14 protein-coding genes are annotated in these 16,933 nt (G+C 46.3%); 7 read left to right on the top strand and 7 right to left on the bottom strand.

Annotation, left to right across the window (positions count from 1 at the left end):
• The first annotated feature begins 53 nt into the window (after positions 1-53).
• On the top strand, positions 54-1,754 hold the full coding sequence (locus AR543_RS13560; RefSeq protein WP_060535022.1) for a methyl-accepting chemotaxis protein: 1,701 nt from the start codon (positions 54-56) through the stop codon (positions 1,752-1,754).
• 254 nt (positions 1,755-2,008) lie between these two features.
• Here AR543_RS13560 and AR543_RS13555 read toward each other — a convergent pair whose 3' ends face one another.
• Entirely contained in the window at positions 2,009-2,695 is a 687-nt protein-coding gene (locus AR543_RS13555; protein WP_060535021.1) for a hypothetical protein, read from the bottom strand.
• A 327-nt stretch (positions 2,696-3,022) separates the two neighbouring features.
• Between AR543_RS13555 and AR543_RS13550 the strand changes: the two genes are divergently transcribed.
• Positions 3,023-4,255: an aminopeptidase gene (locus AR543_RS13550; RefSeq protein ID WP_060535020.1), complete on the top strand. Its 1,233-nt coding sequence runs from the start codon at positions 3,023-3,025 to the stop codon at positions 4,253-4,255.
• Between the two features lie 215 nt (positions 4,256-4,470).
• Here AR543_RS13550 and AR543_RS13545 read toward each other — a convergent pair whose 3' ends face one another.
• Complete coding sequence (locus AR543_RS13545) at positions 4,471-5,610, bottom strand: zinc-dependent alcohol dehydrogenase (protein WP_060535019.1); 1,140 nt, start codon at positions 5,608-5,610, stop codon at positions 4,471-4,473.
• A gap of 367 nt (positions 5,611-5,977) precedes the next feature.
• On the opposite strand from AR543_RS13545, the gene AR543_RS13540 reads away from it, so the two are divergent.
• Positions 5,978-6,751 (top strand): TraR/DksA C4-type zinc finger protein, encoded by a 774-nt coding sequence (locus AR543_RS13540; protein ID WP_060535018.1) that lies wholly within the window; start codon positions 5,978-5,980, stop codon positions 6,749-6,751.
• Between the two features lie 261 nt (positions 6,752-7,012).
• Here the strand turns inward: AR543_RS13540 and AR543_RS13535 are convergent, their stop codons facing one another.
• Entirely contained in the window at positions 7,013-8,338 is a 1,326-nt protein-coding gene (locus tag AR543_RS13535) for a hemolysin family protein (RefSeq protein ID WP_060536782.1), read from the bottom strand.
• A gap of 370 nt (positions 8,339-8,708) precedes the next feature.
• On the opposite strand from AR543_RS13535, the gene AR543_RS13530 reads away from it, so the two are divergent.
• From AR543_RS13530 to AR543_RS13520, 3 genes are all read left to right on the top strand, one after another.
• Positions 8,709-9,623 carry a carbohydrate ABC transporter permease gene (locus AR543_RS13530; RefSeq protein WP_060536781.1) on the top strand — a complete coding sequence of 305 codons (915 nt, stop codon included), beginning with the start codon at positions 8,709-8,711 and terminating at the stop codon, positions 9,621-9,623.
• Between the two features lie 11 nt (positions 9,624-9,634).
• Positions 9,635-10,444, top strand: coding sequence for a carbohydrate ABC transporter permease (locus AR543_RS13525; RefSeq protein ID WP_060535017.1), 810 nt, complete (start codon positions 9,635-9,637; stop codon positions 10,442-10,444).
• 193 nt (positions 10,445-10,637) lie between these two features.
• Positions 10,638-12,017: an ABC transporter substrate-binding protein gene (locus AR543_RS13520; RefSeq protein ID WP_060535016.1), complete on the top strand. Its 1,380-nt coding sequence runs from the start codon at positions 10,638-10,640 to the stop codon at positions 12,015-12,017.
• 350 nt (positions 12,018-12,367) lie between these two features.
• Here the strand turns inward: AR543_RS13520 and AR543_RS13515 are convergent, their stop codons facing one another.
• Complete coding sequence (locus AR543_RS13515) at positions 12,368-13,342, bottom strand: SDR family NAD(P)-dependent oxidoreductase (RefSeq protein WP_060535015.1); 975 nt, start codon at positions 13,340-13,342, stop codon at positions 12,368-12,370.
• 55 nt (positions 13,343-13,397) lie between these two features.
• A complete protein-coding gene (locus AR543_RS13510; protein ID WP_060535014.1) occupies positions 13,398-13,853 on the bottom strand; it encodes a MerR family transcriptional regulator in 456 nt (151 codons plus the stop codon).
• A 322-nt stretch (positions 13,854-14,175) separates the two neighbouring features.
• On the opposite strand from AR543_RS13510, the gene AR543_RS13505 reads away from it, so the two are divergent.
• Positions 14,176-15,372, top strand: coding sequence for an LLM class flavin-dependent oxidoreductase (locus AR543_RS13505; RefSeq protein ID WP_060535013.1), 1,197 nt, complete (start codon positions 14,176-14,178; stop codon positions 15,370-15,372).
• Between the two features lie 247 nt (positions 15,373-15,619).
• On the opposite strand, the gene AR543_RS13500 is transcribed toward AR543_RS13505, so the two are convergent.
• Both AR543_RS13500 and AR543_RS24555 read right to left on the bottom strand, forming a co-directional pair.
• Positions 15,620-16,366, bottom strand: a complete 747-nt coding sequence (locus AR543_RS13500) for an SDR family NAD(P)-dependent oxidoreductase (RefSeq protein ID WP_060535012.1) — start codon at positions 16,364-16,366, stop codon at positions 15,620-15,622.
• A gap of 348 nt (positions 16,367-16,714) precedes the next feature.
• Entirely contained in the window at positions 16,715-16,891 is a 177-nt protein-coding gene (locus AR543_RS24555; RefSeq protein ID WP_017812139.1) for a hypothetical protein, read from the bottom strand.
• Positions 16,892-16,933 lie beyond the last annotated feature (42 nt).

Here is a 16,933-nt window from a genome sequence, read left to right as displayed (position 1 = left end):
AACCTCTTCTTGCTTCACCTGCTTGCCTACTTTAATGAAATGAGGCTATTTTCATGAAAAACCTGAAAGTCCGCACGAAGATTATTATTCTGATTATTGTCAATCTGCTTGTTCTTTCTGCTATCTCCTTTAACGGAATCCGTTCTACAGAACAGATGTCCGGTATAGCTACCAATATGTATACCAACAATATCAAGCCTATTACCGCCATGGATCAGATCATCATCAATTACAGTTCCAATGCAAACCGGTTGCTCAAAATGTTTACCGCGGATGATACATCCAATAATCCGCAGCTGATCAGCGAAATTCAAGCGACAGCAGCCAATACCAAAACGCAGTATGATGTTGTCGGACAAACCCAGCTGAGTGTGCAAAACCAGCCCCTGGCTGCACAGCTCGTCGAAGTTGCCAAAACGTTCTCCGCCACTCGTGACAAGGTACTCAAAGCAGTTGCAGAAGGAAACCGGCCAGCCGCAGAAGCTGCCTATGCCGAACTTGAGAAAATCCGTCTCAGCCTGAATGACTTGCTCAATCAGATTCGTGACAACATGATGAAAGAAGCTGCCCAGAGCAAAGCAGATGCCGATGCCAATTACCATCAGGCAGTTGTCGTTACTATCGTTGTCTCTGTGATCGGATTGCTCGTTTCCCTGCTGCTCGGTATCTGGATTGTCCGCCTGATTGTTCGTCCGCTGCGTGAGGTACAGACATTGATGTCTGCTGCAGCAGAAGGAGATCTGACGGTAGTAGCCGAGCAGGATGCAGGTGATGAAATCGGACAGGTTGCCAAAGCATTCAATACGCTGATTGGCAGCATGCGCAAAATTATCAAAAGTGTCGACGAAAGTGCTATGACGCTGTCTGCCGCTTCCGAAGAATTAACAGCCAGTGCCGAACAGACTGCCCAGGCTTCATCCCATATCGCAGTATCATCAGGCGAATTGTCCACCGGCTTCACTTCCCAGACCGATACTATTATTCATGTTACCGATTCGGTGAATGAGATGGCGCAGCAAATGCAGGATGTACAAAACAATAGTGCCCAGATCCGTACGCTGACCAGCTCCATGCAGGACGCCGCCGATGAAGGATTAAATGAAGTTCGTGAAATTACAGGTATTATCCAGCGCTTGTCGACTGGTATCCACGATAACCTTAGCGTGATGAACAGTCTGAACAATAAATCCGATCAAATCAGCTTCGCTTCCTCAGCGATTCAGCAGATTGCCAAACAAACGAATCTTCTGGCTCTGAATGCTTCTATCGAAGCTGCCCGTGCAGGTGAAGCAGGCAAAGGATTTGCCGTTGTTGCCGAAGAAATCCGCAAACTGGCTGAAAGTGCAGCTGAATCCTCCACTATGATCACCCAGTTGATCAGTGATGTACAAACCGAAAGCCAAAATGCCGTAGCCCAGGCGACCGATTCTGTTAATAATGTTCAAGCCGGTGTAGACAGCAGCAAGCGCGTAAGTGTCGCTTTCGAAGCGATTCAGCAATCTGTAGTAACGACTGTTCAACAAATTGGCGGTACCCGTGACAAAATTATCAATGTCGGTAGCAAGTCCCACTCGATTGCCGAAGCGATGGAGCATCTGAGTGCACTGTCCCAGCAAGGTTCTGCAGGTATTCAGGAAATGAATGCCGCCAGTGAACAGCAGCTGTCTACGATGGAAGATGTCGCTTCCTCGGCAAGACATCTGTCGGTAATGGCAGAAGAATTACAGCAAATGATCGCTTTCTGCAAAGTATAAACCATCTTCTATTCTCACACTCTCACTAGCAAGAGTCGGACGGCTATGCCGAATGACCTTTATATAGATTGATTGTTATTGAGAAACAGCCGGTGACCTTTCCGGTATGCCAAAAAGCTGCCAACGGATTGCCGGTAACCACAAAGCTTCAGACAGCAAAAAGCTGCATTTCTACGGGAATGCAGCTTTTTGCTATCTTGTTTTGCTATCGGGTATTTTTTAACATGCGATATGAATAATCGTCTGTATATTCCTTACTTCATATATTTGGAGAATAAATCGCCTACTCGCTTGGCGAAGTCCTCCAGACTCAGGTTATTGTTAATACGATCAATCCGAGAATACCAGTTTTTGATAGTATCGAGCACCCATGAAGGGATACTTCTGCCTGCAATCCGGTCATAAAATTGATAATATGCCCATACCAGATGATCCCAGCGCTTGTCATCTCCCTCCTGTACATACTCGGAGACATCAATAACTTTGGCATGTCCATCCTGTACAATTACATTTTTGAGATGGATATCCCGGGGGTTTAACCCTACACTGCGCACATATTCCCTGGCGATCTCCACATCGAGAATTACCTGCTCCGGCACTTCAATTCCCTGCAATAGACAATCCTGAAGCGTAGGCCCCGACTCATAACTCATCACCAGATAATTAGCTCCATGTCCATAATATACCGGGAAGTATGGTGATCCCTGGAGTTTGTCATATACAGAAGCCTCCACAGGAATTTTGCTAATCGCCTGCGGCGCAAAAATTTTGTAGGCATACCCTGGAGTCTGATCATAAGTGAATACGGCTGCATCGGTACCAATACCAATACAACGTACTCCATCAGCATAGCCGGATATGACGACCAGTTCATTATCTTCACTGCCATTTACTCCGATCCTTCGTAGCGCTTCCTCGGCTGCTTTCCAATCTGTATTCATATAGGTGCCCCTCTCCTGCATCCCACTGAAATATATAATCAGTCTTCATTTCACCGCTATATACTTATATACACGAATCCTCTCATTTAACAACGGGATTTAACATGTATTCTAGCTTATTTTCAGTCACTTTCCAACTTCTCTTACATTATATGTAACTTTCTACATCTTACATATGACTGGAAATAAGCGTTTGCAGTTTTCAACCTGCTCTGCTTCCTGTAGAATGAATAAGGCGGGTCTTTAATTGTGATTTTGCTTAACAGAAATCACTTCCCGCGGGCGAAGCCCATACTTTTGCAGTTAGTCGAAATGGAGGAATTATTCATGTCAGATTTCCAAACAAAGCTCGAACAATACGCTGAACTCGCTGTCCGTGTTGGTGTGAATATCCAACCGGGACAACGCTTTATTGTTAATGCACCTATTCATGCCGCCGAATTTGTACGTCTGGTTACCCGCAAAGCGTATGAAGCTGGCGCTGCATTAGTCAAAATCAATTGGAATGATGATCAGATCACCCGCTTGCGCTACGAATTGGCACCGGATGAATCTTTTGAGATCGGTCCTAAATGGTACGCGGCAGAGATGGAAGAACTGGCTGTCGATGGTGGTGCTGTTCTCCACGTCGTAGCCGACGATCCCGATCTGCTCAAAGGCATCGATTCCAAACGTATCGCTGCTTCCCAAAAATCGTCCAGTATCGTATTGTCCAAGTACCGTGAATACGTACAATCCGACAAACTCAGCTGGTCTATCGTCGCTGTTCCTTCCGAGTCCTGGGCAGCCAAAGTATTCCCGAATGAATCTCCGGAAAATCAAGTAAGCACGATGTGGGATTACATTTTCAAAGCAGTACGCGTAGGTGAAACCGATGCGATTGCCGCATGGGAAGCCCATGTCAAAACACTGAACGAAAAATCCGATTATTTGAATAAAAAAGCCTACAAGCAGCTTCATTATGTAGCACCAGGCACTGATCTGACGATTGGTCTGCCAAAAGGTCATATCTGGGCAGCAGCTGACAGTATCAGCCAGCGTGGGGATGCATTTATCGCCAATATGCCAACTGAAGAAGTATTTACCGCTCCACTGAAAACAGATGTAAATGGCTATGTAAGCAGTACCAAGCCGCTTAGCTACGGTGGTACAATTATCGATAACTTCAAGCTGACCTTCAAGGATGGACGAATCGTTGGTGTTGAAGCAGAGAAAGGACAGGATACTCTGCAGCACCTCGTCGAAATGGATGAAGGTGCTCATTATCTGGGTGAAGTCGCTCTGGTACCGCATCGTTCTCCAATTTCCATGTCCAACATTTTGTACTATAACACTCTGTTCGACGAGAATGCATCCAATCACCTGGCGATCGGCAGCGCTTATGCCTTTAACCTGCAGGGTGGCAAAGAAATGTCCCGTGAAGAGCTGACCGAGCGTGGTCTGAATAACAGTCTGGTACACGTAGACTTTATGATTGGCTCCGGCGAAATGGACATTTACGGTATTACCGAAGATGGTCAGGAAGAGCCTGTATTCAAACAAGGCGGCTGGGCGTTTTAATCTATCCCCTGCTTCCGGCTACACATTTTGTATCAAAAGCTTATGAGCAGCATTTTTCAATATAGACAAACAGCCAACGATTCTATGATCGCTGGCTGTTTTTTTTATTTCTCCGTTATTTTGTTATCTTCACAGGCTTTCTAACGCGCGAACCAAGAAAAACAGATGAATGACAGAGGATTTATCTTACTCTCCTGCCGTTTATTCTATGCTGCTTATGGCTGCAGAATAACCTTGATACAATCTTCTTTTTTATTATCGAAAATATCATATCCACGCTCTGCATCACTCAGTGATAGCTTGTGCGTAATGATATCGGTCGGATCAATCGTACCGTCTGTGATTTGTTTGAACAGCTGCGGCATATAGTGAACAACCGGAGCCTGGCCCATAGCCAATTTGACATTACGCTCGAATAAATGACCCAGCGGGAACATATTGTAGTTTTCGCCGTATACTCCAGTCACCTGAATCGTACCGAATTTACGTACGACATTGGCTGCGATCCGGAATGCGCCGAGTCCGCCGCCCTGCAGTTTGAGTGAAGTCTGGATCTTCTCGGCCGTGCTCTTGTCTGCATCCAGTCCGACACAGTCAATAACCACGTCTGCTCCACCACTGGTCAGTTCCAGCAGATATTGATCCACATCCGGAACTTCTTTGAAATTCACGACTTCTACATTATTTGTACGCTTGGCATGTGCCAGACGGTATGGCAGATGGTCAACGGCAATAACGCGTTTAGCCCCTTTTTGCCAAGCGAATTTCTGTGCCAGCAGTCCGACCGGACCACAGCCCAGGATAATAACGGTATCGCCTGCTTTGACGCCACCACTCTCTACACTCCAAAATGCTGTAGGCATAATATCCGACAGGAACAATACCTGTTCATCGGTTACTTCAGCTGATTCCGGAATAACGAATGGCAGGAAATTTGCGTAAGGTACACGCATCAGCTCTGCCTGACCACCCGGATATCCACCATAGATATCAAAGCCAAAGTAAGCTCCTGTATTCTTTTCTTCCATTTCATTGGAATTATCGCACTGACTTTCCATCTGGTTTTTACAGAAGAAACATTCGCCACAGGCAACGTTGAACGGGATAACAACACGATCGCCTTTTTTAACGCGAGTGACGCCTGGACCTACTTCTTCAACAATCCCCATTGGCTCATGTCCAACTACATAGTCGTCATGAATAACCGGTGTCTCGCCATTAAAGATATGAAGATCGGAACCGCAGATTGCTGTAGAAGTGATCCGGACGACAATATCATCCTGCTTTTCGATGCGTGGGTCTTTAACCTCTTTGACTTTTACATTGCGTTTTCCCTGATACGTTAGTGCTTTCATTTGTATTCCCCTCTCCAGATGTAATCGTAGAATGTATGAGCCTGAACTATAGCAGCAAACGGTGTGGTGAAAATAACAAAAGTTAGAAAGTTTACGTCTTTTTGTATTAACCACAACCTTCGTTTTATTAACAACTTACAAATAAATAGTAGCGTTTACGCTTAAGCCGCGATGAGCAAATTAGGAGGAAACTCAATGTGACTACGATAATCATGACCAGGTAATCGTCTATAATCCGTCTCTCCTTTTGAAACAGCAAGATAGCAAAAGATTAATTCACAGGCAAGAAGGGTAAATGAGGTACAACAGGCTGTTGCCTACGAGCACAGTCCGATATGCAGCCAAAGACGGAAGGGAGTTTTTAACAATGAAACATTTAACGAAATCTCAAATAGAGGAGCTTAAAAATAGCTTACTGGAAGAGAAAGAAGGACTGGAGCGTCATTTTGAAGTAGATAAGGACCGTACTGAAGATGGACAGATTGAATCGGAGCGTATGTCTACTGGCGAATTGACTGCTGTAGATAATCACCCGGCCGATCTGGGTACAGAGACTTTCGAACGCGGACGTGATCTCGCGATTGATGACCAGATGAATGATACACTGGATCAAGTCAATGCCGCACTCGAACGTATCGAGAATGGCACCTATGGAATCAGCGAAATCAGCGGTAAAGAAATCCCGTTCGAGCGCCTTCAGGCTTTGCCATTTACAACTTACCTCGTCGACGAGAGTCCACATGATAATGTAAGTGATTATCGTCCAGTGGAAGAAGATATTATCACCCCGGCAGCCAAAGGTTCCGGTGAGAATCGTCAGCAGAATACAGGCCGATTCGATGATGCCGGCGCATGGCAGGCGGTTGAAGATTACGGCGTAGCTGACTCTCCAGCACTCAGTGCACAGCGTGAAGTGCATAACTACAACGATCTGGCCGAAGGCCGGGACAGCAACGATAACTTTACCGAGAGTGTAGAGACATTCGCCGCCAATGATATTGATGGCAGCAACCAGCATGTGGAACAGGGTGAAGCTGTCGAAGTCTACGAAGAAAAAGGCGAAGGCGACACCGAGCTGCAGATCAACGAAGCTGACGAAGAAGTCAATGCAGATGTAGAAAAAGCAGACCATCGTCGTTAATCGACTGACCTATGATATAAGTAAACATTTCTATATGTATAAATGAAAAATAACCCCTTCGGATGATTGTATCCAAAGGGGTTATTCTGTTGAAGCGGTAATAAGTATCTTACCTATAACCCCTTCAGGATTGATAACTTGTTCAGATCACAATATGATCCAGCTGATCGAGTTTTTCTTATTATACTTCCTTTTATACTTCCTTATAAAAGAAAAAGCCGAAATTACCCGTAGCGGATAATTTCGGCTTTTTCATGCTGATCAGGCGAGTGCCTGATTGGTCGTCACAGCAAACTGCGTAATTACCAGCTTAATTCTGGAAATTCGCTTGTTCTCCGTTTCTTCCACTACAAATAAGTGCCCGTCATGTGCCACGCTCTGTCCTACTTGCGGAGGCAGCGACTCTACACGAGAGTACAGCCATCCGCCGATGGTATCATATTCACTGGAATCCAGATCCAGCGAGAACCGTGTGTTGATCTCTTCGATCAGCATCAGACCATCAATGGAATACGTCATCTCATTGATCGGCTCTACGACTGGACGTTCATGGTCAAACTCATCCTGAATTTCTCCGACGATTTCTTCCATTATATCCTCGAGTGTTACCAGACCGGCTGTACCGCCATATTCATCAATCAAAATCGCGATTTGCGTTTTGCCACGCTGCATCAGCTTCATCAGTTCGCTGATTTTGATCGATTCCGGTACAGCAATAATCGGACGAATCAATTTTACGGTGTCTGTAATCTGATAACGCATCAGATCCTTGATATGCAGGAAGCCGACAATATGATCTTTGTCGCCATCGCATACCGGATATCGGGTGCGCATCCCATCAAGAGCAATCTGCAGATTCTCCTCGCGGGGAGCATGCAGGCTCAGACAGATCATTTCCGTACGTGGAATCATAATTTCATGGGCGGTTGTATCTGCAAATTCAAATATATTATCAACCAGCGCCAGTTCGGTATTATCGATCAGTCCGCTCTTGTTGCTTTCTTTCATGAGTATGCGTATCTCTTCTTCCGTATGAGCGGATTCCAGCTCGGAGGCCGGAGCGATTCCGAACAGTTTGAGCAGGGCATTCGCCATGCCATTCAACATCCAGATAAAAGGATACATGATTTTATGGAATAAGAGCATCGGTCCGGCTGTCCATAAGGTTACACTTTCCGCTTTGCGGATCGCGAGCGATTTGGGTGCAAGTTCCCCGAGTACAATATGCAGTATCGTAATCACTATAAAAGCGATGGCTACGGATACGCTGTGTACTGCTACTTCATTATTCCAGCCAATTGCCGCAAATATCGGTCGGATCAGTCCAGCGATTGCCGGTTCACCAATCCAGCCAAGTCCCAGGGAAGCCAGTGTAATTCCCAATTGACAGGCCGATAAATAGGCATCCAGGTTATTAACGATCGACTGTGCAAAGCGTGCTCGTGCATTACCTGCATCAACCAGCGTCTCCAGACGACTGCTACGAATTTTGACCATCGCAAATTCCGCTGCAACAAAAAATCCATTTAACAAAACAAGAATAAATACAAATACTAAGTTCCACAAACTGGGTAAGGGGTCAGTCAAGTGTGTCTCCCGCACTGTCTGCTGCAAATATTGATCAGACAGCTGCGGGTTCACCTCCTTCGAATATTAGATTTTTGAATAAGAAGCCAGTGTACATGTACCATCAATTTCCCAATGCATTCACCTCTTTCTATATGTAAGGATAGACGTTACCTGATTATATTATAGCTCTAAAACAAGCACAGTCAAATAGGGATTGGGCGCACTTACAATTTTTTTACAATCCTGCTCATTTCCGTTAACATCTGCTCTTTATACTTTAGCAGGTGAGCACAAGACGGCGAATATCCTGTTTTCCGTTAATTGAATGATGAATGAAAGTGAGGTTGAAATCTTGGATAAATCCTCTGCTGTTCCCGTCAAGTCCGGTATGCAGCGCGCTCGTTCGGCAGTACGTCAACCCCGCCGAACCAGACATTGGCATGAATATGTGCTGGCAGTCATATTCCTGGCGCCTTCTCTTTTGTTGTTTGGAATCTTTCTGTTCTATCCGCTGATCAAGTCTGTATACCTTAGTGTACATTCAACTACGCCGCGCGGAGACGTTGCCAAGTTTATCGGATTGCGTAACTTTGAGAAGCTGTTTGATTCCGGACATTTCCTGAACAGCCTATGGGTGACTTTCGAATTTATGCTTTTTACTGTACCTACTTCAATTGTGTTGGCGTTGATTCTGGCTGCGATCTGCCGTACACACCTGAGAGGAACCAAATTATTTCGTTTTATTTTCTCGCTACCACTGGCCATCTCGGTCAGTACAGGTTCGGTCATCTGGATGGTCCTTTTTCATCCGACGCTGGGCACGCTGAATTATCTGCTTCAGGCTGCAGGTCTGCCGGCTGTACAATGGCTGACTGATCCCAACTGGTCATTAATTTCGATTTCGATTATGACGGTATGGATGAATCTGGGCTTTTTGTTTATTTTGCTACTGGGCGGCATGGAAGGTGTACCGGAAGATATTTATGAGAGTGCCAAAATGGATGGTGCAGGTCCGATGCGTACCTTTGTACAGCTGACACTGCCACTGATTTCGCCGACGATCTTTTTTGCGAGTGTCACTTCCATGATCGGTGCTTTTCAGTCCTTCGGACAGATCCATATATTAACCAAAGGGGGACCGATGAACAGCACGAATGTGCTCGTCTACAATCTGTATCAGGATGCTTTTGTTAATTTCCGGTTTGGCTCGGGCAGTGCACAGGCACTTGTATTATTTGTTCTTATCCTGATCCTGACGATCATTCAGTTCAAATTTGGAGAAAAGAAGGTGCATTACCAGTGAGACCCAACATTATGCGCACCGGGCTGGCTTATCTGATACTGGCTGCCGCTGCAGTGCTGATCCTGTTTCCTTTCTGGACGGCTCTCTCCAATTCACTGATGACCGAGTCCGAATCGGCTACATATCCGCCAAAGTTTTTCCCGACCAGTCTGCATCTGGATAACTTTGCTAATGTAATGGCTTCGATTCCGATTATCCGCTTTATTGTAAACAGCTTTGTAACGAGCGGGATCATCACTGTTGGCAATCTGATTACAGCCTCCATGGCGGCTTACGCTTTTGCTTTCCTTCGTTTTCCTGGACGCAAGCTGCTGTTTGCCCTGTTTATGGCGACGATGATGATTCCATGGGAAGTAACGGTTATTCCCAATTACCTGACCGTACGCAGCTGGGGCTGGCTGGACTCCTATGCCGGATTAACGGTACCGTTTCTGGCTACAGCTTTTGGTACATTTTTGATGCGTCAATTTTTTATGCAGCTCCCCAAAGAGTTGATGGAAGCTGCGCGTATCGACGGTTGCGGACATATCCGCATCTTCGCATCACTTGCTGTACCGCTGGCTATGCCTGGACTGGCTACACTCGGAGTTTATTCGTTCCTTAATCACTGGAACATGTATCTGTGGCCGCTGCTGATTACAAATACCGAGAATATGCGCACGGTACAGATCGGAATCAGTATGCTGCAGTTCGCCGAAATGACAGCCTGGAATCTGGTCATGGCTGGTATTGTGCTGGTGCTGCTGCCTTCCCTGCTTATGCTTGCGATCGGATTGGGACGTCTGGTTGGCGGTCTGACGACCGGCGCCCTAAAAGGCTGATGCTGATACGGATAGAATCCTGTCTACTACATGATAGTAGATCAACAGCCTGATCCGCTGGACATGCTGACTCTATCTATAATGATCCGGAACAGCTTGTCCTCCTGTTTTATTCCTTATCTGCTTTATCTGCTTGATTGACTTCATTTATTAGAGCAACCTACTACTTATAATTAAAGGAGAATGTTCAATCATGAAATTTAAACCTTTTTGGCTTCGCAAATGGAGTCTGCTCGGCATGAGTCTATTTCTGTTCCTCGCAGCCTGCAGCGGTGGACAATCTTCACAGGGTTCCGAGCCAGCAGCAGCTGCCGGCAGTGAGGCTTCCTCCGGTCCGGTCAAGGTCGTATGGTGGCACTCCATGAGCGGTGAACTCGGCAAAACGGTAGATAGTCTGGTTAAGCAATTTAACGATTCCCAGAAAGATGTACAGGTCGAAGCCGTTTATCAGGGTGAATATGATGAAGGTCTGAACAAATTCAAAGCAGCCATGGGTTCAGGCAGTGGTCCGACCATGATGCAGACATACGAAGTAGGCAGCCGCTTTATGATCGATTCGCAGGCAGTTACGCCGATGCAGCAATTTATCGATGCCGACAAATTCGATGTATCCCAGCTGGAAGAGAATATTTTGAGCTACTATACCTTTGATAACAAGCTCTATTCCATGCCTTTCAATACATCCAATCCAATTCTGTACTATAACAAGGATGCATTCAAAGCAGCAGGACTGGACCCTGAGAATCCACCTACCACATATGCTGATGTAGAAAAAGCAGCCAAAGCGTTGACCAAAGACGGTCAATCCGGCGGTTCCTTCCCGATCTACGGATGGCTGATGGAACAACTGCTTGCCAACCAGGATGTAGAACTGCTCAATAATAGTAACGGACGCAGTGGTCTGGCTACCGAATCCATGCTCAATTCCGATGCAGCTGTGAACACACTGACATGGTGGAAAAAGATGGTCGATGATGGTGTGATGCTGAACCTGGGCCGTAAAACCGATGATACCAAAAAAGCTTTTGCAGCTGGTCAGATCGCTATGACGATGGACAGCACCGCTTCCCTGCGCGGTATCGTAAGTTCTGCAGAAGGCAAATTTGAAGTAGGAACGGCTCCTATTCCCAAGCCTTCCGCTGATTACAAAGGCAAAGGCGGCGTAATCGTTGGTGGCGCGAGTCTGTGGATTATGAATGACAAGCCCGAAGCTGAACAGCAGGCGGCATGGAAATTTATCAAGTTCCTGACTGAGCCTTCTACACAGGCATACTGGAATGTAAACACCGGTTACTTCCCGATTACTAAAAAAGCTTATGATGAAGATCTGATCAAGGAAAACATGAAGAAATATCCGCAGTTCGAGACAGCTGTGAACCAACTGCACAACACCAAGATTGATCCAGCTACCCAGGGTGCCGTTATGGGTATCTTCCCGGAGGCGCGTCAGCTGACCGAGACAGCGATGGAAGAAGCAATCAACGGCTCCAAATCGCCAAAACAGGCACTGGATGATGCAGCTGCACAAATTACCCAGAAGCTGCAGGATTATAACGATTCCATCGCTCAATAAGTGGAGCCATCAACAGATGGATCTTACCCATTTGAAGGAAAAGTGAAGGAAAAAGAAAAGCAAACGAATCGTACGTTCAAATCATACGGATTCAGCAGACATTACTATGCTTATTAGATGGAGCAATAATCATCATGTCCATCAGATTCAGCTATAGTCGTCGCAAAAACGCCGATGTAACGGATTATTTTCCGTACATCGGCGTTTTTATATACTTTATTTCCATGATCTATCTATATATTATTCATACAGCTTTCTTCTTATAGAAGCCAAACCTACAAGCTTCTTGTAATAATGGGATGTTTCAAAGAAAGTAGCTGTACTTGCTTCTTTCTTCTTTCTTCTTTGTATCAATTCTGCGACAGGTCTGCTCCGGTCAATTGTACCGACAAATCCCATAGACGCTTGGCCTGCTCGGGATCGATAGCATACTCTTTGACGCCGGCACGAGGGCCATCCGGTACGAACATCTCTGCAATATCGCAATCCTCACAGTAGACGCCGCCTTTGCCTTCCAGCTGTGGAGAAGTGGCTGCCCATACCTGGGTGGCTGCTCCTTGCTCCGGATTTTTAAAAGCTGGATTTACGGTTTTACCGTCTTCACTGATCCAGTTCAGTGCGATCATTTCTTCCTTGGGCATATGTCGCTGTAGTGGTGTCAGAATACCACCCGGATGTACGGCAAAAGCACGTACTCCCTGTTCGATACCCCGGCGATCCAGCTCTACAGCAAACAGCGAGTTGGCTGTTTTGGATTGTCCATATGCTTCAAACTTCTCGTAATTGCCTTCAAAGTTCAGGTTGTCCCAGCGAATTGGCGAGATATGATGTCCTGTAGAAGAAGTGGCTACCACTCGCGCTCCATTTCCTGCGGTCAGTGCAGGCCAGATAAGATTAATCAGTGTAAAGTGACCCAGATGATTGGTCGCAAACTGTAATTCCCAACCCGGGCCTACCCGTGTCTCCGGACAGGCCATAACGCCTGCGTTCAGAATCGCTAGATCAATACTGCGTCCACTCTCCATAAAACGTCCGGCAAATGCACGTACACTGTCCAAATCGGACAAATCCAGCTCGTCTACCTCCACATTGGCCAAACCGGCAAGTGCCTCACGAGCCACCTCCGGGCGACGGGCCGGTACGATCACGGAAGCACCAGCATTGACTAGTGCACGGGTCGTCTCCAGTCCAAGACCGGAATAGCCTCCCGTTACGAGAGCAAGTTTACCCTTCAGATCTATGCTCTGTAATACCTCGCTGGCCGTACTGTCATGTCCAAATCCAGAGTCAAGCTTGTGCTGCGGTGTTCTGGTATAAGATTGCATCTATTATTGTCTCCTTTCAGGGATGATAGTATTACTGTACAATCTAGAGTTCACTCTAGGTCAAGTCCGATTTTGCAAATGTATCCAAATGCTGATTTTCCCACGTCTGTTCCGGCTCATTTCGTTTAAGATGCTGTTCATACACGTTGGTTTTGAATGTAATAACCTTCAGGCAGTCATCCAGATGTTCCATTTGGCTAATTACCCGCTGCTGATGTTCCTTCAAGATCTCCAGGCGCTCATGCTCGTTACCTGGACCGCTGCGTACCAATTCGGCAAAACGGCGAATCTGGGCAATCGGCATACCCGAAGCACGCAATCGTGTGCAAATATACAGCCATTCCACATCCGATTCACTATAGCGTCGTCGTCCTCCACTATCTCGTGCGATACGTGTCGACAATAATAATCCTTCTCGTTCATAAAATCGCAGGGAATGTACACTCAGACCCGAACGTTCTGCTACTTCGCCAATACTGAGTTGATCTTTGGTATTCAAATCGGTATTCATTATTTTCTCTCCTTATATATAACCCGAATAGCTGCAGCTCTCTTTGTTTTCTATCTTATCCCAAAGGCGAATGTTTCACCACTTCACTGCGATCTGGATTGTTAGCGAACCAGCTCGCCTGATCGGTAAATTCCACTTGGTATCTGTTAAGTTCAGCCTGCTTTATCGTTACCTAATGTACTTTACAAACCAATTGACACTTTATAATGAAAATGCTAGTATCATTTATACCAAGTATGCTTGTCGGATTAGTTAATCAATAATCATTTAGGGAATCGGAAATCTTTCCCTTCCAAATATATCTCTTAAAGGAGCTATTACTATGTCAGCATCTGATCATATTCAACGGGATGAAGTGGAATTTGGCTGGTTTATGCCTACGATGGGAGATGGAACCAGTCTGGGCCGCGAGTCCGAACGCAAGCCTACGCTCGATTATTTGACCAAAGTAGCCCAGACTGCTGAACAGTCCGGTTTTGAATTTGTTCTGATTCCTACCGGCGGCGCCTGCATCGACTCGTGGGTGGTCGGTTCTGCGATTATCGGGGCGACCAAGACACTCAAACCTCTTGTTGCCGTGAGACCTGGTCTGATTGCTCCGGTGCTGACAGCACGTATGGCCGCTGCGCTGGATACTTTGTCCGAAGGAAGAGCGCGTATCAATATCGTAACCGGTAGCTCTCCAGATGATCTGGAAGAGCTCGGTGATCCGCTGGCACGGGCGCATGACGAAAAATATGCCCGTACACGCGAATATTTGGATATTATCAAAGGAGTATGGTCCGAAGCTTCCGGACTCGCTTCTACTGAATTCGGTTCCAATGATGCTGCTTCTGTTCAAAATAACAAAGTATATTTCAAAGGAGATTATTACGAAGTAAATGGCGGTACCAGCCGCCCGGCGACTGTGCAAAAGCCTGGACTTCCGGTTTACTTTGGCGGCAGCTCTCCTATGGCCAAAAGCGTTGGTGTCGAATATGCCGATGTATTCCTGATGTGGTCCGAACCGCTGGAGATGATCAAGGAACAGATCGCCGAGATCCAGCAAGCCCAGCAAAATTATGCCGATCAGCATGGCAGTGTACGTCCACTTCGTCTGGGTATGCGCGCTCAGGTACTGGTACGTGATACCGAGGAAGAAGCATGGGAAGCCGCACGCAACCTGATCAAGGATATCGACCCGGAGACGATTGCACGCGCCAAAGCTTCTTTTGGCAAAACAGGTGCGACCGGCCAGAACCGCCAGAATCAGATTCGTGATGCGGCAGCAGAGAATGACTTTATGGTCGGACCGAATCTATGGGCTGGACTATCCAATGTACGCTCCGGTGGTGCATTGATGTTTGTCGGTACTCCTGATCAGGTGTCGGATCGACTAATGGAATATGCAGAAGCCGGCGTGACTTCATTTATTCTGTCCAGTTATCCCCATTTGGAAGAAGCCCAAATCTTCGGAGACAGCACACTGCCATTGTTCAAAGAAAAATGGGCGCAGCGTTTTGCTTCGGTAGGTCGTTAATACGTATGAATTATAATTAAAATTGTAGCTACCCATAATTAAAATAACCCGCAGCATATGGATCTCCATATAAGAGATCATATACTGCGGGTTGCTTTTTGATAGAAGAACTTTTGCTTCTGTAAGTTCTCTTCTATAGTATCCTCTTCAGTATCCGCTTCGCTTGCAAAAAGAGAAAGGGTTTTCTAATTATTGAAATAGATACCATACCGAACAGCCCTATATAAGGTTGTCACCTATAGACCAACTACTCGATATAAATCATTTTCCGTGTCATCCCTCCATCGATCACCAGCTCGGCACCGGTAATAAAGGAGTTATCACTGGCTGTCAGGAACATACATGCTCTGGCGATATCATCGGGCTTGCCGACCCGTTGAGCAGGATGTTGTTCATGGTCTTCTGGCTTGAGCGCTGCATAATCGCCATTCTCGATCCAACCAGGACTAATCGCGTTGACCCGGATATGGTCCGGCCCCAGTGATACTGCCAGCGCATGAGTCAGTGCTGTGATTCCGCCTTTGGAAGCGGCATAGGCCTCGGAATTAGGTTCCGACATATGCGCCCTTGTAGAGGAAATATTCACAATAGCTCCTCCGTCATGATCACGCATGACTTTGGCTGCTTCTCTTGATATCAAAAAACATGCTCTCACATTCGTATTCATGACTTCGTCCCATTCGTCCAGCGTCAGTTCATAAGGAGACTTCCAGCGGCTGATGCCGGCATTGTTAATCAGTACGTCTATTTTTCCGGTAGTCTTTACTACTTCCTGAATCAGAGCCTGAACGTCTTCTTCGCTTTGCACGTCACAGGGCAGGAAATGCGCCTGTCCTCCCTGCTCGCGAATTGAAGCGGCTGCAGCTGCTCCTTCGGCTTCCTTGACATCGCTGAGGAAGACAGTAGCTCCTTCCGCTGCATATCCTTCGGCCACAGCCCTGCCAATTCCCTGGGCTGCTCCGGTAACAATAACCGTGCTGGATGTATATTTCATTATATATTCCTCCATTATTTAAATATTGATTGCTGGATAGTGATGATTGAATAACGATCCGCAACAGATAACCTGTACTGTGATTCGTAGAGCGATAATACATAGTCCTCTATTGCACTATTCAACGATTGAATGCCTCCCGAAACATTTGGCGTCCTTCTCTATATGTATCTACGCTTTACCTGATATATTGTACACGGTCTGACTGCACCTGTTCAAAGCAAAAAACCTCCACACTTCATTGATCCTGGAAGTGTGGAGGTTTATGAGATGCCGTGATGCAGATTTCCTTTGGCAAAAGAAGGATTCCCTGATTGACGCCTGATCTGGAGCACGCCAGTCAGAGGATTAAGCATAGTAGGCTTGCAGCATTTCCTGTGTATCATCTTTCTCTCCATCGAACAATCCTTGATCTGCCCAGCATGCGAGACAGGTTTCTTCATCCTGGCATTTGGCGGCTTCTTCACAGTTGTAACAAAGGGTCATGTAATAGTGGGTAAAGTTTTCTTGGACGTTGGCTTTCATCTCAATCATCTCCTTGTTTTTTCTACACCCCAATCATAACCG

Source organism: Paenibacillus bovis, assembly GCF_001421015.2.
Classification (GTDB): domain Bacteria; phylum Bacillota; class Bacilli; order Paenibacillales; family Paenibacillaceae; genus Saccharibacillus; species Saccharibacillus bovis.
Note: the sequence above shows the minus strand (reverse complement) of the source record. Positions and strands in the feature narration are given on the sequence as shown.